This is a genomic window from Janibacter sp. Soil728, assembly GCF_001428305.1.
Lineage (GTDB): Bacteria > Actinomycetota > Actinomycetes > Actinomycetales > Dermatophilaceae > Janibacter.
Genome location: NZ_LMRZ01000004.1, coordinates 507,206 through 527,713 on the forward strand (window position 1 = coordinate 507,206; position 20,508 = coordinate 527,713).

Below are 20,508 nucleotides of genomic sequence, written 5' to 3' on the forward strand. Positions count from 1 at the left end.
GTCAGTCGACCTGCGCCCACACGCAGGTGTCGGCCGGGACCTGGCCGTCGACGAGCTCACCCGACGCAACGAGCACCTGCGCGCCCGCGGGCAGAGCGCTCGGCGTCGAGGACAGGTTGGCGACCACCAGGGTCCGCGTGCCGTCCGGAGCCGTCGCGAGGTAGCCGAGCACGCCCTCGCCCAGCCCGTCGACCTCCGCCAGGGCGGCGAGGCCGAGACGGCGCTCCCGACGGAGGGCGAGGAGTGACCGGTAGAGCTCGAGGGTCGAGCCCTCGACCCCGGTCTGCACGTCGACCGCGAGGTCGGCGTAGGACGTCGGCTGGGGCAGCCACGCTGCGCCGGTGTCGTTGAATCCGAGGGAGGCGCCCCCCTTCGTCCAGGCGATGGGGACGCGGCAGCCGTCGCGACCGAGCTCGGCGCCGCCGGTCCGGGCGAAGGTCGGGTCCTGACGGGCGTCGGCCGGCAGGCTGGTGTGCTCGGGCAGCCCGAGCTCCTCGCCCTGGTAGACGTAGGCGCCGCCGGGCAGCGCGAGCATCAGCGTCGTGGCCGCGCGGGCGCGTCGCAGGCCGAGCTCGGCATCGGGCTGGGGGTCGCCGGCGCCGATGCCGTTGGGGCGCGGTGCGCCGACGGGAAGCCCGAAGCGGCTAGCGTGGCGCAGCACGTCGTGGTTGCTCAGCACCCAGGTCGCGGGTGCGCCGACGGAGTCGTTGGACGCCAGGGAGCGTTCGATGACCGCACGCAGCGGCTCGGCCTGCCACGGCGTCTCGAGGAAGTCGAAGTTGAAGGCCTGGTGGTACTCGTCCTCGCGCACGTAGCGCGCCAGCCGGTCGGCCGGCGCCACCCACGCCTCGGCGCACATGATCCGCTCGGGTGCGCCGTAGGAGTCGAGCAGCGTCCGCCAGCTGCGATAGATCTCGTGGACACCGTCCTGGTCCCAGTAGGGCGCCGCGTGGGTGACCTCCATGAGCCCGCCGGGGTGCTTGTCGAAGCTCGGGAAGGTCGGGTCCTTGACCAGCCCGTGGGCGACGTCGACGCGGAAGCCGTCGACCCCGCGGTCGAGCCAGAAGCGCAGCGTCGTCTCGAAGTCGGCGCGCACCTCGCTGTTGTCCCAGTTGAGGTCCGGCTGCGTGGGGTCGAAGAGGTGCAGGTACCACTGGCCCGGTGTGCCGTCGGGCTCGGTGATGCGGGTCCACGCGCCGCCACCGAAGTTGGCCAGCCAGTCCGTCGGCGGCTGCGACCCGTCCTCGCCGAGACCGTCGCGAAACACGTAGCGCTCGCGCTCGGGACTGCCGGGTCCGGCGGCCAGCGCCTCCTGGAACCACGGGTGGTCCGACGAGCTGTGGTTGGGGACGATGTCGACGATGATCCTCAAGGCCAGCTCGTGGGCCCGCCCGATGAGCGCGTCGGCGTCGGCGAGCGTGCCGAAGAGCGGGTCGACGTCGCGATGGTCCGAGACGTCGTAGCCGGCGTCGCGCTGCGGTGATCGGTAGAAGGGGGAGAGCCACACGGCGTCGACGCCGAGGTCGCGCAGGTGCTCCAGCCGCGAGGTGATGCCGGGCAGGTCACCGATGCCGTCGCCGTCGGCGTCGGCCCAGGACCGTGGGTAGATCTGGTAGATCACGGCATCGCGCCACCACGGGACGCCCGCGGAGCTCGCCGGGTGGAGCTGGCGCATGGCGAAGGGGGTGGGCTGGCTGGTCGTGGCGCGCTCCCTCACAGCCGGTTCCCGTCGTCGTCGGCGTTGACCAGCATGTCCGCGGCGCGGACGAAGTAGTCGCGCATCGCGGCGTCGTGGGACTCCGGCAGGTCGAGCGAGTCCATGGCGGCCAGCATGTGCTGCATCCACCGGTCGCGCTGGTCGGGTGTCACCGCGTAGTTGACGTGCCGCATCCGCAGACGGGGGTGGCCCCGCTCCTGGCTGTAGGTGCCGGGGCCCCCGAAGTACTGCTCGAGGAACATCCGCAGTCGGATCTCGGCAGCGCCGAGGTCCTCCTCCGGGTACAGGGCGCGCAGGGTCGGGTCCGTCGCCACCCCCTCGTAGAAGGCGTGGACGAGGCGCACGAAGGTCTCGTGCCCACCCACCTGCTCGTAGAAGGTCTCACCGGGCTGCGCAAACATGTCGGCCAGTCTGGCAGGCGTTCTCGTCGACCTGCCGGCGGCCCGACGGTGGTCGAGGTGGGAGTCGGCAGGGTTGGCCAACCTCGGGTCCGGGATCCGTTGTCGGCGGTGGGTGGCAGGGTGGTCTTGAGGCGACAGCAGGGGTGGTGGGGCGGCGGAGAAGTTGTCCCCACCCCCTCTTGATTCATTCGAACACATGTACTAATTTTGAAAGCAGCGAAGGGGGGCGCGATGACCGATCAGGGGACGACCAGCACGGCGGGTGAGTCTGTGGTCGGTGGCGCGCTGCCTGATCGCCTGGCTGCTGCCTTGGAGGCATTGAGTTCGGCTCGCGCGGAGGGGTTGTCGGAGGCCGAGCTGCTGGAGGTCGTCACGGTGTGCGAGGCGACGAAGGGGGCGGCTGCGGCGTTGCAGGCTCGCGCGACCGCGGTGTTTGTCGAGGGTCGTGACGAGCAGGTCGCTCGTGATCGTGTGGATGGGGTGGTCTCGGCGCGTGAGGCGTCGTGTCGTCGTCGGGGTGCGCGGGCGGAGCTGGCGTTGGCGCGGCGGTGCGCGCCGGGTCAGGCGGATCGGCATGTGGGGTTGGCGANGGTCTCGGCGCGTGAGGCGTCGTGTCGTCGTCGGGGTGCGCGGGCGGAGCTGGCGTTGGCGCGGCGGTGCGCGCCGGGTCAGGCGGATCGGCATGTGGGGTTGGCGAGGGCGCTGGTGCACGATCTGCCGCACACGATGGCGGCGTTGACCAGCGGTGAGTTGAGTGAGTGGCGGGCGACGATCGTGGCCCGTGAGACTGCGTGCTTGTCGCACGAGGATCGGGTCGAGGCCGACCGGCGACTTTCTGGGTGCTTGACGTCGGTGGGGGATCGGGAGCTGGCTGCGGCGGCTCATCGGGCGAGTGCGGATCTGGATGCGGAGGCGTTGGTGCGTCGGCGTCGTAAGGCGGTCGCGTCCAGGAATGTGAGTGTGCGGCCGGCGGCGGATGGGATGGCGTGGTTGAGCGTGCTGGGCCCGTTGCAGGATGTGGTCGGTGCGTTTGCGGCGTTGAAGAAGGCCGAGCAGTCCCGCTACGTCGCCACCGGTGACCCTCAGGTTGATGCGGCGCGTGCGGCGGACGAGCGGGGGCGNGGGATGGCGTGGTTGAGCGTGCTGGGCCCGTTGCAGGATGTGGTCGGTGCGTTTGCGGCGTTGAAGAAGGCCGAGCAGTCCCGCTACGTCGCCACCGGTGACCCGGCCGTGGATGCGGCACGGGCGGCGGACGAGCGGGGGCGTGGGGCGTGGATGGTCGACACCGCCTTGGAGCTGATGTCTGGTCGGTCCGAAGGTCAGGTGCAGCCGGTCGAGGTGGCTCTGGTGATGCGTGAGGAAGCGATCGTGCGCACCGGTGAAGGCCCCGACGACGATGCTGGCTCGGTGTTCTTCCGCAACGGCACGACCGGCGACTCTACCGATGCTGACGTTGCTGGTGACCGGGACGAGGTCGAGGTCCCGGGCTGGGGTGCGATGCCCGGCGCGATGGCTCGTGAGCATCTGCTGCGTCTGTGCGATGCCGACGTGGTTGCGCCGGTTGTGGACTGCACCTGGTGGGAGCGACCTGGTCGCGATGGACTCGAAGCGGCGGCTGTTCAGCGGGGTGCTGCGCCAGTTGGTCGAGTTGCGTGACGCGACGTGCCGGGTGCCGTTCTGCGACGCGCCGATCCGCGACATCGACCACGTCAGCCCGCACGCTGCTGGGGGTGGGACCTCGGCGGCCAATGCGTTGGGTGGGTGTCAGGGACACAACCTGGTCAAGGAAGCGCCCGGTTGGCGAGCAGAGGTCACCTCGACCGGCCTGGATCCCGGCGGCGGCCCCCACGAAGTCACCCTCACGACACCGACCGGCAACGAGTACACCTGCACCGCACCACCGTTGCTGGGGCATGGACGTCCACCCGCACCCGCACCCGCACCCGCCCGGGAGCGCCGGCGTCCATTCGACACCACGAGGTCACCGATCGAGGTGCACTTCGAGGGTCTGATCGACGCAGCGTGATCTGTGTCGTCAGATCTGGTGTTGCCCGGTGCCACCCACCGCAAGCGGCGGCCCGGCGATGCCCTCGCGGTCGAAGGCCTCCTTCACCCGGCGCCGGATCTCGCGCTGGATGCCCCAGTTCTCGTTGGGGGTGCACGTGGCGAAGACACGCACCGTCACCGTGCCGGCCGTGATCGTCTCGACGCCGAGCACCGAAGGCGTCTCGCGCAATACCTCGCTCCAGTGCCCGTCGTCCTTCATGCGGGAGACGGCGGCGGTGATGATCCCGATGACTCGGTCGACGTCCTCCTTGTACGAGAAGGGCAGGTCCACCATCACTGTGGACCAGCCCTGGCTGCGGTTGCCGATCCGGATGATCTCGCCATTGCGCACATACCAGACGACTCCGTCGAGGTCGCGCAGCCGGGTGACCCGCAGCGTGACCTCTTCGACGGTGCCGACGGCCTCACCGGTGTCGATGAAGTCGCCCACGCCGTACTGGTCCTCGAGGATCATGAAGATCCCCGAGAGGTAGTCGCGCACGAGCGCCTGGGCACCGAACCCGAGCGCGACACCGCCGACCCCGGCGGATGCCAGCAGCGGTGCCAGCGGGATCCCGAGCAGCGCCAGCACCGTCAGCGTCGAGACGGTCGCGATGACGATCGTCGCGATGCTGCGCAGCAGCGAGCCCATCGTCAGGGTGCGCTGCCGGTACCGCTCGCTGGCGACGAGCGAGGGCTTGCCCTGGACGCGCTTGTGGTCACGCTTCTCCCGAGAGGCCTCGCTGCGGGCGATCGAGGCCTCGACGGCCTTGGTGATCGCCCGGTGCGCGAGCCACCTGGCCACGACGGCCAGGACGATGGTGACGAGGATCTTCAGCGGCGCACCCAGGAGCCAGTCCGCCGCGGACTCCCACGTCAGGTCGACGGCCGCCGCACCGAGCTGGTTCAAGAAGGAAGTCATCGCCGCAACGCTACCGTCGGCGCACTCGGCTGGCGTGACCGGTCGGGCGGGGGACGAGGCGCGGCCGGCACTCTGCCCCGCCACGGTGCGCAGGGCCCCGACGTGACGGAGGGTGGGCAGCCGTGCCGCCCACCCTCCGTCGTGCCGTCCGTGATCAGGCCTGCGCGTCACGCTCCTGAGCGGCAACTGCACGCGCGACGGCGTCCCGGCTCTCGGCGACGGTGCGCCGCAGACCCGCCGGGGCCTGCTCGTGCTCGTCGAGCCAGGTCTGGGTCGCGGCGAGCAGGTCGGGTCCGGCCAGAGCCATCGGGTAGAAGCCGATGACGATGCCCTCGGCGATGGCGTGCGTCCGTGAGGACCACACCTCCTCGAGGACGTCGTGGTACCGCTGGACGAAGGGGGTGAGCAGCGCCGGGTCGCTCGTCCGGCCGAAGCCCAGCCCGTGTGCGTCGACGACCGAGTTGGGCGTCTCGGTGGAGACGACCCCCGCCTGCCAGGCGGCCTCCTTGGCCTCCGGCGTGGGGATGCTCGCGGCAGCGCGGGCGGCGCGCTCTCGACCAGTGGCGGTGTTGTCCCCCTTCGCCTCTGCGGCAACGGCGCCCGCGTCGACCTCACCGGCTGCTGCCAGGCCGGTGAGCAGTGTCCAGCGCATGTCGGTGTCGACGGCCAGGCCCTCGAGGGAGGCACTGCCGTCGAGCAGGCCGGCCACCAGGGACACGTCGTCGCCGGGGGCGATCAGGCCGGCGTGGCCGGTGACGAGCTGCAGCTGGGCGTCGCTGCCCGGGGCCGCCGCGCGGGCCAGCTCGGAGAGGTGCGTCACGACCTGCTGACGGACCTGCTCGCGGTGAGCAGGAGCACCATAGGTGAGCACCGCGGTCGAGATCTGACCGATGAGCGAGCGCAGCAGCACCGAGTCGGAGAGCCCGTCGAGCACCGGCAGGACCAGCTCGACATAGGCGCGGGCGGCCATCTCGCCGTCGCGAGTCATGTCCCATGCGGAGGCGAGTGCCAGCGACGCCGGCAGGGACTCGGCGAAGGCCGTTGGGTGAGCCAGCAGCGTTGCGAGGGAACGCTCGTCGAGACGCAGCTTGGCGTAGCCCAGGTCGTCGTCGTTGAGCAGCAGCAGATCGGGCTGACGCTGACCCACGAGCTGCGGCAGGGGAGTGTGCTCGCCATCGACGTCGACCTCGATGCGCTCACGACGCTGCAGCGTGCCGTCCACAAGGTCGTAGAGACCGACCGCGAGACGGTGCGGACGCAGCGTCTCGAAGCCCTCGGCGAAGGTCTGCTCGATGACGGCGTCGACGTAGTGACCGCGGTCATCGACCTCGACCAGCGGGCGCAGGGTGTTGACCCCGGCCGTCTCGAGCCACAGCGTGGACCAGGCGCGCAGGTCGCGACCCGAGGTCGCCTCGAGCTCGTCGAGCAGGTCGTCGAGGGTCGTGTTGCCCCATGCGTGCTTGGCGAAGTAGGCGCGCAGCCCGTCACGGAAGGGCTCCCGGCCGACATAGGCCACGAGCTGCTTGATGACGGAGGCGCCCTTGGCATAGGTGATGCCGTCGAAGTTGACCTCGACGTCGGCCAGGTCACGGATCGGCGCGACGATCGGGTGGGTCGAGCTGAGCTGGTCCTGACGGTAGGCCCAGGCCTTCTCGTGCGTGCAGAAGGTCGTCCAGGCGTCGGCCCACTCGGTGGCCTCGGCCTGGCAGGTGGTCGAGGCCCACTCGGCGAAGGACTCGTTGAGCCACAGGTCGTTCCACCACTTCATCGTCACGAGGTTGCCGAACCACATGTGCGCCAGCTCGTGCAGCACGGTGAGGGCGCGGCGCTCGACGAGCGCATCGGGCACCTTGGAGCGGAAGACGTACATCTCGTGGAAGGTCACGCACCCGGCATTCTCCATCGCGCCCATGTTGTACTCCGGCGTGAAGACCTGGTCGTACTTGGTGAAGGGGTACGCGCGGTCGAACTCCTCCTCGAAGAAGGCGAAGCCCGCCTTGGTGAGGGCGAAGAGGTTGTCGGCGTCGAGGTACTGCGTCAGCGACTTCCGGCAGAAGATGCCCAGGGGCACCTCCTTGTCCCGCGAGGTCAGGGAGTCGCGCACGACGTCGTACGGACCGGCCACGAGCGCGGTGATGTAGCTGCTCATCCGCTCGGTGGGGGCGAAGGCCCAGGTCGCCGCAGCATCGGTGCCCTCGACCGGTGTGGGCTCCGGAGTGGGGGAGTTGCCGATGACCTGCCAGTGCGCGGGCGCGGTGACGGTCAGGGTGAAGCTCGCCTTGAGGTCTGGCTGCTCGAAGACCGGGTACATCCGGCGGCTGTCGGGCACCTCGAACTGCGTGTAGAGGTAGACCTCGCCGTCGACCGGGTCGACGAAGCGGTGCAGGCCCTCGCCGGTGTTCATGTACCGACCCGTCGCGCGGATGGTCACCGTGTTGTCGTCGGCGAGTCCGTCGAGCTGGATGCGGTGGTCGGCGAAGATCGCCGCGGCATCGAGCTCGGTGCCGTTGAGCTCGACGGACTCCACGGACTCACCGATGAAGTCGACGAACGTGGCGCTTCCCCCCTTCGCCGCGAAGTGGATGGTGCTGGTCGTCGCGAAGGTCGTCTCCGACGTCGTCAGGTCCAGGGTGATCTCGTGGCTGTCGACGGTGACGACGGCCGCCCTCGCGGCGGCCTCCTCACGGGTGAGGTTCTTGCCGGGCACGTGGTGCTCCTTCGCGATAGACGTTTTCGTCACTCTGTCACAGCCCACGGACACGTCTGAGACGATTGGGCCATGACGTCTACTCCCGTTGAGATGTGGTTCGACCCGCTGTGCCCCTGGGCCTGGATGACCAGCCGCTGGCTGATGGAGGTCGAGAAGGTCCGCGACATCGAGGTCACCTGGTCGCAGATGAGCCTGTCCGTCCTCAACGAAGGGCGGGACCTCCCCGACGAGTACCTCGATCTGATGCAGCGCGGCTGGACCCCCGTGCGGGTCATCGCCGCGGCGCGCAAGGCACACGGTGACGAGGTCACCAAGCCGCTCTACGACGCGATCGGTACGCGCATCCACCTGGAGGGCGAGAAGGACTTCCGCGCCGTGACCGCGGCCGCGCTCGCCGAGGCCGGCCTGCCGGCCGAGCTCATCGAGGCAACGGACACCGACGAGCACGACGCCTTCCTGCGTGAGAGCCACGACCGAGCCATCGATCTCGTCGGCGACGACGTGGGTACCCCCGTGATCTCCGTGGAGGGCATCGCCTTCTTCGGTCCCGTCGTCTCCCCGGCCCCGAAGGGGGAGGCCGCCGGTCGCCTCTTCGACGGCTGCGTCCTCGTCGCCGGCACGGACGGATTCTTCGAGCTCAAGCGCACTCGCACCCGCGACCCGATCTTCGACTGAGAGAGAGCACAGACCACATGCGCGTCCACATCGGTGGCGACCACGCCGCCTTCGAGCTCCACCAGGAGCTGCTGACCTTCCTCGCCGACGAGGGCCACGAGGTCACCGACCATGGCCCCTTCGAGTACGACGCCGTCGACGACTACCCGGTCTTCGTCATCCGCACCGCCCAGGCGGTCGCGGCCGACCCGGGTAGCCGCGGCATCGTCCTCGGAGGGTCCGGCAACGGCGAGCAGATGGCGGCCAACAAGGTCGCCGGGATCCGAGCAGCCCTGTGCTACAACGCTGATCTGGCCAAGCTTGCCCGCGAGCACAACGACGCCCAGGTCCTGTCCATGGGCGGACGCATGCAGCCCGTCGAGGAGTCCAAGGAGATGGTGCGGGTCTTCCTCGCCACCGACTTCACCGGCGAGGAGCGTCACCAGCGCCGGATCGACATGGTCAGCGCCTTCGAGGCGGACGGTACGGTCCCGCCGCTGCCCTGAGCGGGTACCGGCAAGTAACCAAAAGCCGGATCAATACCACCGAGAGACCCGCCGTGAGGGAGTACGGCGGGTCTCTCTTTCGTTACAACCCTTCCCCCACGGGCGAATTGGTGCTTATGGTGCGGCTACGTCACCACACGGTGACGGTGACGACGGACCGGGGAGATCGAGCTTGTCAGCCATCCTGCCCAGCCGGTTCCCCTCGTGGGCCGAGCGACGCTGGTTGCCGCGGACCCTTCCCGTCGTCGAGGGCCTGCCTCTCCTGGTCATCGTGCTCGTGGCCACTGTCGCCATCACCTCCGCCCACCACGCGTGGCCCCTGAGCGTCCCGCTCGTGGCGCTCATCCCTCCGTGCCTCGTGGTGACCATGCTGTGCCCCATCCGCGAGGTGTGGGTCGTCTTCGGGCTCGTCCTGTCCTATGTGGCCTTTGTCGCGCTGACCTCGAGCGACGGGATCGCCCGGCAGCTGCCGCTCCTGGTCTCGATGGGGCTCATGTACGCGCTGGCGGCCTCGCGCGCCCGACACGGTGCCGCAGCCTTCGCGGGCAACCGGATGCTGGGCGACCTGCGCACCCGGCTGCTCAAGATGGGTGAGATCCCGACACTGCCGACCGGGTGGCACGCGGAGCGGTCCTTCGCCACGGCCCACGGCAATGCCTTCGCCGGGGACTTCAACGTCACCTCCCGCAGTCGCTGCGGCCGCACCCTCGAGATGGTGCTCGCCGATGTCAGCGGCAAGGGGCAGGAGGCGGGCACCCGCGCGCTCGTGCTGGCCGGGGCGATCGGTGGCGTCATCGGGTCGACCGAGCCGGAGCAGGTGCTCCCGATGGCCAACGACTTCCTCGAGCGCGACGGCTGGGACGAGGGCTTCGCCACCGCGGTCCACGTCTGCCTCGACATGACCACGGGGGAGGCCGCCGTCTCCTCGGCCGGTCACCCGCCGGCCATGCACTACGACGCGGGCTGCGGTCGCTGGTCGGCTCTGGACGAGGTCCGTGGCCCCGCCCTCGGCTTCGTCGCCGGCGCCGCCTACCCCACGGCTCGCACGGTGCTGCACCGCGGCGATGCGCTGCTCATCTACACGGACGGCATCATCGAGTCCCGAGCCCGTGACCTCGACGACGGGATCGACTGGATGCTCGGGGAGGCCGAGTCCCGCGTCTCGCAGGGTTTCTCCGGGTTGGTCAAGCGCCTGGTGGCCGGCGGACGAGCCGGTGACGGGGACGATCGCGCGGCCGTCCTCATCTGGCGCGACTGAGGCACGAGCAGGGTCGCCGTATCCTGTCGGCCGTGAGCACCTCCGAGCCTGACCCGCACAAGCAGCCCCTGAACGACACCCCCCTGACCGCTGACGGTCGCCGTCACCGGGCGACCGTGCGCACCTTCACCCCGCGCTGGCGCAACTCTCCTCGTGTCGACGAGCTGATGGAGCGGTTGCTGCCCCGCTACGGCGTGCCGACGACCCGACTGGACCCCGCAGCGCTCTTCGGCTCCGACGTGCCGGTCGTCCTCGAGATCGGTTCCGGCTACGGGGAGTCCGCCATCGCCTACGCGCGCGAGCACCCGGATCACGGCATCATCGCCGCGGAGGTGCACGTGCCGGGAGTCGCCACCCTGATGGCCAAGGCCGAGGGACAGGGTCTGGACAACCTGCGCACCCACCGCGGCGATGCCATCGAGTACCTCCTCGAGTGCGTCGGACCGGACCAGCTCGAGGCGGTCCACCTCTTCTTCCCCGACCCGTGGCCCAAGGTCAAGCACGCCAAGCGGCGCTTCGTCCAGCAGGACACCCTCGACATGCTCCTGGAGCGGTTGCGTCCCGGCGGCCACCTGCTCATCGCGACCGACCACGCGGCCTATGCGGGCCACGTGCGCAGTCAGCTGGCCCAGCACCCGCGCGTCGCGGTGGTGGAGGGCGAGCGGCCCGCGTGGCGTCCGAGCGCCGGCTTCGAGGACAAGGGCAAGGCCGTCGGTCGAGAGATCCACGAGTTCCGGGTCACCGAGAAGGCCTGACCCCGACCTCGTGACACTCCCGACCGACGGCGGTGCTCACCACCGGTGCGCGACGTCGATGACGAGGCGTGAGTGGTCTCCGGGGCCGGCGAGTGCGAAGGCGCGCATCGGCAGCCGGGCACGCACGCCCAGACCGATCGTGCTCTGACCCTCGAAGCTGCCCGCCCACGCCACCTGGCGGAAGGTTGCGTAGCCCGCGGTGTTGGTGAGCTCTCGACTGTTGGCCGGCCGGTAGGTGGCCCGACCCGCGGAGTCGTAGGCGGGGACCCGCACGATGATCTGCACATCGGCGGCTCCTCGCAGGGGCACGGCGATGCCGCTGCCGTCCTGACGGACGGTGCTGACGTACCGCACGTCGTACTTGAGCCCGTGCGTCGCGTCGTCGACGTCGAGGACGAGCCGGTCGAAGCACGCGTGGCGACCCGACCTCACGTTCTCGAGGTGTCCCGAGCTGTAGCCCGAGCTGGTGTAGTCAGGCGTGGACCCCCACGTGATCCCGCAGTAGGGCGTGGCCGTGGCGGCCGGTGCCGCGGCCGGTGCGCCGAGCAGCAGGGCCCCGGCAGCAGCGACGGTACCGATGCCGGCCCGTCCCCAGATCCGATTGGTCTTCATGATGTCGTTCCCTCCGTGCCGGGCCTGCGCCCGATGCGATGTGACCTGTTTCACATCTCACGGGTTCAGACGCGCGAAGGGGGACCCGGGTTGCGTCGTTCGGCGGTCGAGTGCAGCTCGTCTCAGGTGAAGAGGGCCTGGCCGATGTACTCGCCCTCGCCGGCTCCCGGGGGGACGGCGAAGAGGGCGGACCCGGTGAACTTCAGGTACTCCATCATGGCGTCGTTCTTGGCCATGGCGTTCTGCATCGGGATGAACTGCGTGGCCGGGTCGCGCACGTAGGCGAGGAAGAACAGACCAGCGTCCAGCGTCCCGAGGTCGGTCGACCCGTCCACGAAGTTGTAGCCGCGGCGCAGGATGCGCGCTCCGTGGTTGTGGTCGGGGTGGACGACGGCGACGTGCGAGTCCTTGGGCACGACCGGTCCGCCCCGCCCGGGCATCGCGAAGTCCGGGTCGTCGTGCTCCTGCCCTCCGGACAGGGGGGCGCCGCTGTCCTTGGTGCGGCCGATGAGCGACTCCTGCTCGCCGAGCCCCTGCCGGTCCCAGGTCTCGATGACCATGTTGATCCGGCGCACGGCGAGGTAGGACCCGCCGGCGAGCCAGTCGCCACCGTGGTCGTCGGGCTGGACCCAGACGTGCTCGTCCAGTGCCTTCGCCTCCTCCACCAAGATGTTCTTGGTGCCGTCCTTGAAGCCGAAGAGGTTGCGCGGGGTGGCCTGGCCCGCTGTGGTGCTGGAGGTGCGGCCGAAGCCCAGCTGGGACCACCGCACCGACACCGTGCCGAAGCCGATGCGCGCGAGGTTGCGGATGGCGTGGACCGCCACCTGGGGGTCGTCGGCGCAGGCCTGGATGCACAGGTCACCCCGGCTGCGGGCCTGGTCGAGCTGGTCGCCGGGGAAGTGCGGCAGGTCCTTGAGGACGTCGGGCTGACGGCCCCCCAGGCCGAAGCGGTCCTTGCCCTCCTCGTCGGCGAACAGTCCGGGGCCGAACCCGAAGGTGATCGTCAACCGTGACGGAGGCAGGCCGATGGCCTCGCCGGTGTCGTCCGGCGGCAGTCGGTAGTCGCCCTCCACGGGCCCGATCGGTCCGGCCGGTCCGCCGTCCATGAGCCGCTCGGCGGCGAGGGTCCACTCCTTCAGCAGGGAGATCAGCCGTGCCCGCGATGTCGTGGTGACGTCGAAGGCCGCGAAGTGCAGCCGGTCCTGGACCGGCGTCGTGATCCCCGGCTGGTGGGCACCACGCAGCGCGAAGGGGGAGGGGGGCGCCCCCTTCGTCGGTTCGGCAGCCGTGGCCCGACCGGCGGTGAATCCACCGGCGATGCCGATGGCCGAGGCCACCGCCCCGGTCCCGATCATCGCGCGTCGCGACGGGCCGAAGGAGGTGCTCTCGCTGGTCTCGTCCTCGGTCACACGACCGCCGCCGTCAGCTTGGACAGGGGCTCGGACAGCGCGTTGACCGCGTCGGAGAGGGCCTTGACCTCGTCCTTGGTCAGGTCGGTGTAGGAGACGAAGCCGTCGCCCTCCTTGTGCTGGTCGAGCAGCTTCTGCAGCGCGGCGAAGCGGGTGTCGAGCTGCGTGGCCAGCTCCTTGTCGCCCTTGGCCACGAGGATCGGTCGCACGCCGTCGTAGCCGACCTTGGCGCCGTCGACATTGGCCTGGAAGTCCCACAGGTCGGTGTGCGACCAGATCTCCTCCTCGCCGGTGACCTTGCCCGTGGCGACCTCCTCGAGCAGGCCGCGGGAGCCGTTGGCGATCTGGTCGATGGTGAAGGTCATCTTCTGGATGCGCGTGTCCAGGGTCGTGGTGTTCTTCAGCAGGTCCTGGCCGTAGGTCTTGCGCTCCGTGTCGGTGAGCGCGGTGTAGTCCTTGGCCTCCTGCGGCCACAGGTCCTTCTCGATGCGGTGCCAGCCGGTCCACTTCTGCCCGGGCTCGAGGTCGGCCTCGCGGGCGTCCATCTTGGGGTCGAGGTCGCCGAAGGACTCGGCGACGGTCTCGATCCGCTCCCAGTGCACCCGGGCCTTGGCGTAGAGGTCGCGGGCCTCCTCGTCCTTGCCGGCCTCGTAGAGCTGGACGAACTTCGTGGTCTTGGTGAGCAGCTGGTCGGACTGGTCCTTGACGTACGCGGCGTAGTTGGTCTGGGCCTGCTCGACGCTGGCCTGGTCGCCGGCGTCGACGGGGGTGTCGGACTTCGCGACGGTGAAGTCGGCGCGGATGCCCTCGCCCTTCATGCCGGGCTTGCAGGCCGTCGAGTAGGACCCGGCGGGCACGTTGACGACGAGGTCCCGGGAGAGCTGGGGCCCGATGTTCTCCACCTCGCCGACGATGCGCAGCCCGTCCTCGCCCAAGAGGTAGAACTCCGTGACCTTGCTCCCGGAGTTGGTGACCGTGAAGGTCACCGGACCCGCAGGGACCTCGGTGCTCGAGACCTCGCAGGCGTCGTCGGTGGAGGTGACGGTGACCGTCCCGTCACTGCCGTCGGCTCCCGTGCTGGGGGAGTTGCTCGTGCACGCGGCCATCGCGGGTACGAGCAGGGCGAGGCTGGCGGCGGTGGCGAGGTGTCGCAGGTTCATCGGGGTCCTTGGTGTGTGGCGGATCGGGCGAAGGGGGGTGCTCACGCCGACGCGATGGTCTGGCGGGGAGCGGTGGGTTGGGTCCGCAGGCGGCTGCCGCGGATGAAGAGGGTGAGGACCGGGACGACGTAGGCGACCCAGGCGACCGCCTGCAGCAGCGTGGTCCGCGGTGTGAAGTTGAAGATGCCCTTGAGCAGGGTGGCGTACCAGGACGTCGGGTCGATGACGTGCGAGACGTCGAAGGCGAGGGTGTTCAGCCCCGGCAGGAAGCGCGCCTCCTGCAGGTCGTGGATGCCGTAGGCGAGGACGCCCGCAGCGACGAGCACGAGGAAGGCTCCGGTCCACGTGAAGAAGGTCGACAGGTTGATCGAGATCGCGCCTCGGTAGATGAGCCAGCCGAGGACGACCGCGGTGGCCAGCCCGAGGGTGGCGCCCAGTACGGGAGTCCACGTCGAGCCTCCGTCACCGCTCACTGCGCGTGAGGTGGCCCAGAGGAAGAGGGCGGTCTCCAGCCCCTCGCGGCCGACGGCGAGGACGGCGACGACGACCAGGCCCCAGGCGCTCCCTTCGGCTGCCGCGTCGATGCGGCCGCGCAGCTCGCCGCCGAGGCCCCGCGCGGTGCGTGCCATCCAGAAGACCATCCAGGTGACGAAGCCGACGGCGATGATCGACAGGGTGCCGCCGATGAGCTCCTGAGCCTCGAAGGTCAGGCCGCGGGGCCCGAAGGTGAGCAGCGCACCGAAGGCGAGGCTGATCGCGATGGCCACACCGACGCCGGTCCAGATGCGGGGGAGCAGGTGACGACGCTCGCTCTTGACGAGGTAGGCGACGAGGATGCTCACGACGAGGGCCGCTTCGAGGCCTTCGCGCAGACCGATGAGGTAGTTGGCGAGCACACTGAGGAATGTACTCCTACTTTGGGCAGCCTCACCTAAGTGTCGATGGATGTCTCGCGACTCAGGACTGTGGACCCGCGCGAACCCACAAAAAAAGTCCTGAGTCGCGACACCGTGTCAACGATGTCGCGACTCAGGACAGTGGAGCGGGCGACGGGAATCGAACCCGCGTAGCCAGTTTGGAAGACTGGGGCTCTACCATTGAGCTACGCCCGCGCGCTCGCCCACCAACTGGCCTGTGCCAGCGGGCGGTTGAGCAGGGGCTAGCCTAGACCCCGCTCGTGACTCGATCACAATCGGGGCACGCGGGGTATGGCGCAGGTTGGTAGCGCGTCCGCTTTGGGAGCGGAAGGTCGTCGGTTCGAATCCGGCTACCCCGACACGATGTTCGACCCGCTGGGTGGTCGATCGGATGGCAGGCCGACGTCCGTGACCTCAGCCCCGACCAGGGAATGATCCGCGAGGCCGCGGCCTCAGGCCAGGAGGCGGACGCTGAAGAGGTCCAGGACCTCGTCCAGCGCGGCCCGGGTCGGCGAGCCGGCGCGATCGACGAGGTGCTCGGTGAGCACCGAGTGGGGCGCCCCGATGCCCTCGGGGTTGGCCGCGTCGTCGTCGAGCTCGATCGCCACGAAGGCATCACCCAGCCGTCGGCGCAGCCCCTCGAAGCGGGCGTCGGGGCAGACCTTGTCGCTGCGGAAGCGCAGCCCCAGCACCTGCAGGCCTGCGGCGCAACGCTGCTCGACGACGGCGAGGTCCTCCTCGGAGATGTCGGTGACGGCCTCCCTTCGTCGGCCGATCGCGAGGGGGAGGGAGGGCTGGGACAGCACGGGGGCGACCACGACATCGTCGGTCGCCATGGCGAGGGCGAAGCCACCGGTCAGGCACATGCCGACGACGCCGATGCCGGGCCCGCCGCAGCGCTCGTGCTCGTGCCGGGCCAGCGCGCGCAGCCACGGGATGACCGGTGAGGTCCGCCCGACGGCGAAGAGAGCGAACTCGCGACTGACGCAGACCTGCCCGATCGCGCGGGCGGCGGCGGTGATCGCCCCGAGGCGTCCGTGGGCGTCCGGGTGGAGGTCACGGCCGGCCGTCCCGAAGAGCACCGGCAGGACCACGGTGCATCCGAGGGCGCGCACTCGTCGGGCGAAGCCGGCGACCGCTGGGGTGACGCCGGGGAACTCCGCGATGACCAGGACGGCCGGTCCGGAGCCCGACCTCAGGATCTGGTGGTCGGTGCCGCCATGCCGGAAGGACTCGGACGTGAAGTCGTCGAGCAGGTCGTCGCTCACGTCGACCTCTCAGTACTGCTGGTAGCCGGGGGAGGACACGCCACCGAAGAGCTCGGTGAGATGGGCGCGGCCGCCGTCGCGCTCCAGGCTGCGCTCGAGCTTGGCCGCGATACGCCGTGAGGGCCACACGTGCCAGACCATCGACAGCAGCGCCCAGAAGCCACCGACGAGGTAGACCCACGCGGAGCCGGTCACCGCGGCGCCCGCGAAGGCGAGGATCGCAGGGGCCTCGGTGACGGCGAAGCGCAGGATCATCGACTGCTGCATGGCCGTCACCGACTGGCGCTGCGCGGCATCGGGCTCGGTGCCCGGCGCGATGGCCGGGGTCTTGTACCCGATGACCTCGGCCAGGCCGAAGGCCGCGACATTGAGCAGGAAGAGCCCGCCCGCCAGGAGGGGGGAGGGGTACTCGTGCAGGTCGAAGACCAGGGCGGAGACGACCCCGAGGATCGGCACCATCCCGATGACGGACATGGCCAGGATGCGCTGCGCCTGAAGGCTCTCGGACGGGCTGGCTGCCGGGGTGCTCATGCCGTCAACCTAGCCGCGCATTCGTCCCCGAGGGTGCCAACGGATACAGTGACTCTTCGTGTCCCGGTCCGCCGGGACGGTGCGTGCGCGCCCGACCGTCTTCACGACGGCTCGAGGGCCTGCGCCCAATCCCCTTCGTCGTCCAGATCGTGTGGAGTGCCTGCAGTGAAGAGTGCCGTAGAGAACCTCAGCCCGACCCGGGTCAAGCTGACCGTCGAGGTCCCGAGCGAGGAGCTCCAGCCGCACGTCGACGCGGCCTTGAAGACCATCGGGTCCCAGATCCAGGTGCCCGGTTTCCGCGCCGGCCATGTGCCCGCTCGCATCATCGAGCAGCGCGTCGGCAAGGGCGCCGTGATCCAGGAGGCCGTCAACGAGGCCCTCCCCGAGTTCTTCGGCAAGGCCGTCGAGGAGACCGGTGTCAGCCCGATCGGTCAGCCCGAGGTCGACGTCACCGATGTCCCGATGACCGATGGCGAGGCGCTGAAGTTCACCGTCGAGGTCGACGTGCGTCCCGAGATCACCCTCCCGGACTACGACGGTCTGGAGATCCAGGTCGACAACCTCGAGGTCACCGACGCTGACGTCGACGACAAGCTGACCGAGCTGCGGGAGCGCTTCGGCACCCTCGTCGGTGTCGAGCGTGCCGTCGAGACCGGTGACTTCGTGTCCATCGACCTCAAGGCCGAGCTCGACGGCGAGCCCGTCGACTCCGTCGAGGGCGTCTCCTACGAGGTCGGCTCGGGCAACATGCTCGAGGGCATCGACGAGGCCCTCGTCGGCATGACCCAGGGCGAGACCAAGGAGTTCTCCGCTCCTCTCGCCGGTGGCGACCAGGCCGGCCAGTCCGCCGACTGCACCGTGACCGTCCAGTCGGTCAAGGTCCGCGAGTTGCCCGAGGTCGACGACGACTTCGCCCAGATGGCCAGCGAGTTCGACACCGCCGACGAGCTGCGTGCCGACCTGACCAAGCAGGCCGAGCAGGCCAAGAAGTTCGAGCAGGGCATCCAGGCCCGCGACAAGGTCCTGGCCCACCTGCTCGACAACACCGAGATCCCGCTGCCCGAGGGCATCGTCGAGGCCGAGATCCACCAGCACCTGGAGCAGGAGGACCGCCTCGAGGACGAGACCCACCGCGCCGAGGTGGACGAGTCGACCCGCTCCACGCTCAAGACGCAGTTCCTCCTCGACGCTCTCGCCGAGACCGAAGAGGTCGAGGTCGGCCAGCCCGAGCTCATCGAGTACCTCGTCATGCAGTCGCAGCAGTACGGGATGGACCCCAACCAGTTCGCCCAGCTGCTCGACCAGCAGGGTCAGGTCCAGTCGATGGTCGCCGAGGTCGCCCGCCGCAAGGCGCTGGCCGCGGCCCTCGACAAGGCCAAGATCGTCGACGCTGACGGCAACGCCATCGACCTCGACGACATCGTCCCCGAGGGCGAGCGCGCCTCCGGTGACGTCGAGGACCTCGCCGGTGACGACGAGGCCCCCGAGACCGTCGAGTCCGACGCGACCGAGACCGTGGACGAGAAGGCCTGAGCCACGCTCCACCCCGACGAAGGGGGGTCACCGCCGGTCCGGCGGTGACCCCCCTTCGTCATGGCCGCCCTTCGAGACGCTTGCTGCGCAAGCTCCTCAGGAACCGAGGAGGACGAGACGAGATGCAGACCACGACCGCACGCAATGCCGTGCTGGCGACCTTCGCGGTGAGCGGTTTCGCCTTTGCCTCGTGGGCCTCGCGCATCCCGACCATCCGCGCGCAGCTCGACCTCACGCCCGGGGAGCTCGGGCGCACCCTGCTCGTCGGGGCGCTCGGCTCGGTGCTCGCGCTGCCCTTCGCCGGCCGGGTCATCACCGCGGTCGGCGCGGCGCGCACGGTGATGATCGGGGTCGTCACCGTCGCGGTGGGCCTCGTGGGGCTAGGTCTGGCGGTCGACGTCCTTGGCGATGTCGCGGTGACGGCAGCCGCGATCTTCGTCGTCGCGGTCGGGATCTCGCTGTGGGACGTCTCGATGAACCACGAGGGCGCGGCCGTCGAGCAGCGACTCGGACGCACCGTGATGCCGATCTTCCACGCCTTCTTCTCCGGTGGGACGGTCGTGGGCGCCCTGCTGGCCGCCGCACTCGTCCGGCTGGACGTGCCGGTGATCGCGCACCTGTCGGCAGCGGGCGTCGTCGCCCTGGCCGTCGGGCTGTGGGTCCCTCGTCGCTTCCTCGCCCGCGGGCTCGAGATGGGGGAGGCCGACGCCACCGAAGAGCGGCCCGGCAGCGCGTGGCTCGAGCCGCGCACCCTGGTCATCGGCCTCGTCGTCCTCGTCGCTGCGCTCACGGAGGGCACGGCCAACGACTGGATCGCCCTCGCTGTGACGGAGGGGCACCAGCAGCCGGAGGAGGTCGGGGTGCTCGCCTTCGCGACCTTCCTCGCGGCGATGACCGCTGGCCGGCTGCTCGGAGTCAGGCTGCTCGACCGCTACGGCCGGGTGCCGGTCCTGCGGGTGCTCTTCGTCCTGGCGATCGTGGGCTCGCTGCTCGTCGTCCTGGGCAACACCGCGACCGCGTTCGCCGGTGTCGTGCTGTGGGGGATCGGGGCCAGCCTGGGCTTCCCGACGGGGATGAGTGCCGCCGCGGACGACCCCGCCCGGGCTGCGGCGCGCCTGTCCGTCGTCTCGACGATCGGGTACCTCGCCTTCATCGTCGGGCCGCCGCTGCTCGGCATGATCGGCGACCACACCGGGGTCCTGCGTTCCCTCCTCGTGGTCGGGCTGCTGGCGCTGCCAGCTCTCATCGCGGTCCCGGCCGTGCGAGAGCGTGGGCCACGGGGGCGCTGACCCAGAGCGCGCTGATCCGACCCGACCTGAATCCGCATTACCCTATGGCAATGTGGTTGGACAGATGTTCAATCGCGTTCGCCCGAGGAGAGAGACATGACCGACGGAGCCTTCGCCTCCCCCTTCCCCGTCGAGGACCCCGCTGCTCTCGCGGTCCTCGAGGAGGCACAGTCGGGCCTCGCCCAGGCCGTGCGCGCCCTCGCAGACGTCACCGTGCGCACCCGGGTCGAGGCTCTCGAGCTCGCCGCCGTGACCGAGCAGGTCGAGGCGCTCACCGCCCGGCTCCTCACGGATGCGCAGGACGAGCCGCTGGGTCTGGAGACCGACAGTGCCGGCCGTCTGCGCGACCACGGCAATGCCATGGTCGGCATGCGCAACCCCGTCGCCCCGCCGCTGCGCGTCACCGGCGACGACACCGGCAGCACCACCTGCAGGATGACGCTCGGCGCGGGCTACGAGGGGCCTCCCGGTCACGTCCACGGCGGGATCATCGCGGCAGTCCTCGACCAGGTCCTCGGGTCGGTCCCTGCCCACCTCGGCCTGCCCGGCATGACCGCCTACCTCAACACGACCTACCGTCGCCCCACCCCGCTCGGTGCGCAGCTCCACTGCCGGGGTTGGGTCGAGCGGGTCGACGGGTGGAAGGTCTACGCGCGGGGGGAGATCCGCGATGCGCAGGACCAGGTCACCGCAGAGGCCGAGGCGCTCTTCGTCGTGCCCCGGTGGGCCCGCGAGCACCTCGACCGCCCGACGGGCGATGCGGCGGGGGCTGCTCCCGACGGCGAGGCCGCGCAGGAGCCGGCCACGTCGTAGCGTGGGT

Annotated in this window: 17 protein-coding genes, 2 tRNA genes and 2 pseudogenes; 10 read left to right on the forward strand and 11 right to left on the reverse strand. The window is 70.1% G+C overall.

All coding sequences use genetic code 11. The annotated features are described in order from the left end of the window. Position 1 precedes the first annotated feature (1 nt). Both ASG73_RS09250 and ASG73_RS09255 read right to left on the reverse strand, forming a co-directional pair. A complete protein-coding gene (locus ASG73_RS09250) occupies positions 2-1,675 on the reverse strand; it encodes a glycoside hydrolase family 13 protein (protein ID WP_055994521.1) in 1,674 nt (557 codons plus the stop codon). A 38-nt stretch (positions 1,676-1,713) separates the two neighbouring features. Further along, complete coding sequence (locus tag ASG73_RS09255) at positions 1,714-2,118, reverse strand: globin (protein WP_055993839.1); 405 nt, start codon at positions 2,116-2,118, stop codon at positions 1,714-1,716. Between the two features lie 231 nt (positions 2,119-2,349). On the opposite strand from ASG73_RS09255, the pseudogene ASG73_RS18635 reads away from it, so the two are divergent. Both ASG73_RS18635 and ASG73_RS18390 read left to right on the forward strand, forming a co-directional pair. Beyond that, positions 2,350-2,707, forward strand: a pseudogene (locus tag ASG73_RS18635) (hypothetical protein); the annotation flags it as partial. 1 nt (position 2,708) lies between these two features. Continuing rightward, a pseudogene (locus ASG73_RS18390) lies at positions 2,709-3,239 on the forward strand (DUF222 domain-containing protein); the annotation flags it as partial. A 914-nt stretch (positions 3,240-4,153) separates the two neighbouring features. On the opposite strand, the gene ASG73_RS09270 reads toward ASG73_RS18390, so the two are convergent. Further along, positions 4,154-5,086, reverse strand: coding sequence for a mechanosensitive ion channel family protein (locus ASG73_RS09270; RefSeq protein WP_055994524.1), 933 nt, complete (start codon positions 5,084-5,086; stop codon positions 4,154-4,156). Positions 5,087-5,240: 154 nt separating this feature from the next. Further along, positions 5,241-7,793, reverse strand: coding sequence for an aminopeptidase N (pepN, locus tag ASG73_RS09275; RefSeq protein WP_055993848.1), 2,553 nt, complete (start codon positions 7,791-7,793; stop codon positions 5,241-5,243). A 72-nt stretch (positions 7,794-7,865) separates the two neighbouring features. Here pepN and ASG73_RS09280 point away from each other — a divergent pair, with 72 nt between their 5' ends. The 4 genes from ASG73_RS09280 (at position 7,866) to trmB (ending at position 10,969) form a co-directional block, all read left to right on the forward strand. Then, positions 7,866-8,471 (forward strand): mycothiol-dependent nitroreductase Rv2466c family protein, encoded by a 606-nt coding sequence (locus tag ASG73_RS09280; RefSeq protein ID WP_055993851.1) that lies wholly within the window; start codon positions 7,866-7,868, stop codon positions 8,469-8,471. 17 nt (positions 8,472-8,488) lie between these two features. After that, the gene (locus ASG73_RS09285; protein WP_055993854.1) at positions 8,489-8,956 is read left to right on the forward strand and encodes a ribose-5-phosphate isomerase; all 468 of its coding nucleotides are present in this window, start codon (positions 8,489-8,491) and stop codon (positions 8,954-8,956) included. A gap of 172 nt (positions 8,957-9,128) precedes the next feature. Beyond that, on the forward strand, positions 9,129-10,214 hold the full coding sequence (locus tag ASG73_RS09290; RefSeq protein WP_055993857.1) for a PP2C family protein-serine/threonine phosphatase: 1,086 nt from the start codon (positions 9,129-9,131) through the stop codon (positions 10,212-10,214). A gap of 32 nt (positions 10,215-10,246) precedes the next feature. Beyond that, complete coding sequence (gene trmB, locus ASG73_RS09295; protein ID WP_082567118.1) at positions 10,247-10,969, forward strand: tRNA (guanine(46)-N(7))-methyltransferase TrmB; 723 nt, start codon at positions 10,247-10,249, stop codon at positions 10,967-10,969. Between the two features lie 36 nt (positions 10,970-11,005). Here the strand turns inward: trmB and ASG73_RS09300 are convergent, their stop codons facing one another. The 5 genes from ASG73_RS09300 to ASG73_RS09320 all read right to left on the reverse strand — a co-directional run bounded on the left by ASG73_RS09300 (position 11,006) and on the right by ASG73_RS09320 (position 15,262). After that, positions 11,006-11,581, reverse strand: a complete 576-nt coding sequence (locus ASG73_RS09300) for an AMIN-like domain-containing (lipo)protein (protein WP_055993860.1) — start codon at positions 11,579-11,581, stop codon at positions 11,006-11,008. Between the two features lie 122 nt (positions 11,582-11,703). After that, complete coding sequence (efeB, locus tag ASG73_RS09305) at positions 11,704-12,990, reverse strand: iron uptake transporter deferrochelatase/peroxidase subunit (protein ID WP_268766356.1); 1,287 nt, start codon at positions 12,988-12,990, stop codon at positions 11,704-11,706. Further along, the gene (efeO, locus tag ASG73_RS09310) at positions 12,987-14,150 is read right to left on the reverse strand and encodes an iron uptake system protein EfeO (RefSeq protein WP_055993863.1); all 1,164 of its coding nucleotides are present in this window, start codon (positions 14,148-14,150) and stop codon (positions 12,987-12,989) included. The genes efeB and efeO overlap by 4 nt, the downstream gene beginning before the upstream one ends. 41 nt (positions 14,151-14,191) lie before the next feature. Beyond that, positions 14,192-15,046, reverse strand: coding sequence for an iron uptake transporter permease EfeU (gene efeU, locus ASG73_RS09315; RefSeq protein WP_055993866.1), 855 nt, complete (start codon positions 15,044-15,046; stop codon positions 14,192-14,194). Between the two features lie 142 nt (positions 15,047-15,188). Next, a tRNA-Gly gene (locus tag ASG73_RS09320) sits at positions 15,189-15,262 on the reverse strand. 90 nt (positions 15,263-15,352) lie between these two features. Between ASG73_RS09320 and ASG73_RS09325 the strand changes: the two genes are divergently transcribed. After that, positions 15,353-15,426 (forward strand) — tRNA-Pro (locus ASG73_RS09325). Positions 15,427-15,519: 93 nt separating this feature from the next. Here ASG73_RS09325 and ASG73_RS09330 read toward each other — a convergent pair. Both ASG73_RS09330 and ASG73_RS09335 read right to left on the reverse strand, forming a co-directional pair. Beyond that, positions 15,520-16,335 carry a dienelactone hydrolase family protein gene (locus ASG73_RS09330; RefSeq protein ID WP_055993871.1) on the reverse strand — a complete coding sequence of 272 codons (816 nt, stop codon included), beginning with the start codon at positions 16,333-16,335 and terminating at the stop codon, positions 15,520-15,522. A gap of 9 nt (positions 16,336-16,344) precedes the next feature. Further along, a complete protein-coding gene (locus tag ASG73_RS09335) occupies positions 16,345-16,866 on the reverse strand; it encodes a hypothetical protein (protein ID WP_055993874.1) in 522 nt (173 codons plus the stop codon). Positions 16,867-17,031: 165 nt separating this feature from the next. On the opposite strand from ASG73_RS09335, the gene tig reads away from it, so the two are divergent. The 3 genes from tig to ASG73_RS09350 all read left to right on the forward strand — a co-directional run bounded on the left by tig (position 17,032) and on the right by ASG73_RS09350 (position 20,501). Then, positions 17,032-18,399 (forward strand): trigger factor, encoded by a 1,368-nt coding sequence (tig, locus tag ASG73_RS09340; RefSeq protein ID WP_055993877.1) that lies wholly within the window; start codon positions 17,032-17,034, stop codon positions 18,397-18,399. 122 nt (positions 18,400-18,521) lie between these two features. Beyond that, complete coding sequence (locus ASG73_RS09345; RefSeq protein ID WP_055993880.1) at positions 18,522-19,688, forward strand: MFS transporter; 1,167 nt, start codon at positions 18,522-18,524, stop codon at positions 19,686-19,688. Between the two features lie 96 nt (positions 19,689-19,784). Beyond that, entirely contained in the window at positions 19,785-20,501 is a 717-nt protein-coding gene (locus ASG73_RS09350) for a PaaI family thioesterase (RefSeq protein WP_055993883.1), read from the forward strand. The last annotated feature ends 7 nt before the right edge of the window (positions 20,502-20,508 follow it).

Bases quoted from the DNA above. Each gene is read 5' to 3' on its own strand.
- ASG73_RS09270 (WP_055994524.1), bottom strand. From the start codon at position 5,086: ATGACTTCCTTCTTGAACCAGCTCGGTGCGGCGGCCGTCGACCTGACG.
- ASG73_RS09285 (WP_055993854.1), top strand. From the start codon at position 8,489: ATGCGCGTCCACATCGGTGGCGACCACGCCGCCTTCGAGCTCCACCAG.
- efeO (WP_055993863.1), bottom strand. From the start codon at position 14,150: ATGAACCTGCGACACCTCGCCACCGCCGCCAGCCTCGCCCTGCTCGTA.
- ASG73_RS09335 (WP_055993874.1), bottom strand. From the start codon at position 16,866: ATGAGCACCCCGGCAGCCAGCCCGTCCGAGAGCCTTCAGGCGCAGCGC.
- ASG73_RS09300 (WP_055993860.1), bottom strand. From the start codon at position 11,581: ATGAAGACCAATCGGATCTGGGGACGGGCCGGCATCGGTACCGTCGCT.
- ASG73_RS09255 (WP_055993839.1), bottom strand. From the start codon at position 2,118: ATGTTTGCGCAGCCCGGTGAGACCTTCTACGAGCAGGTGGGTGGGCAC.
- ASG73_RS09250 (WP_055994521.1), bottom strand. From the start codon at position 1,675: ATGCGCCAGCTCCACCCGGCGAGCTCCGCGGGCGTCCCGTGGTGGCGC.
- ASG73_RS09345 (WP_055993880.1), top strand. From the start codon at position 18,522: ATGCAGACCACGACCGCACGCAATGCCGTGCTGGCGACCTTCGCGGTG.
- ASG73_RS09280 (WP_055993851.1), top strand. From the start codon at position 7,866: ATGACGTCTACTCCCGTTGAGATGTGGTTCGACCCGCTGTGCCCCTGG.
- ASG73_RS09350 (WP_055993883.1), top strand. From the start codon at position 19,785: ATGACCGACGGAGCCTTCGCCTCCCCCTTCCCCGTCGAGGACCCCGCT.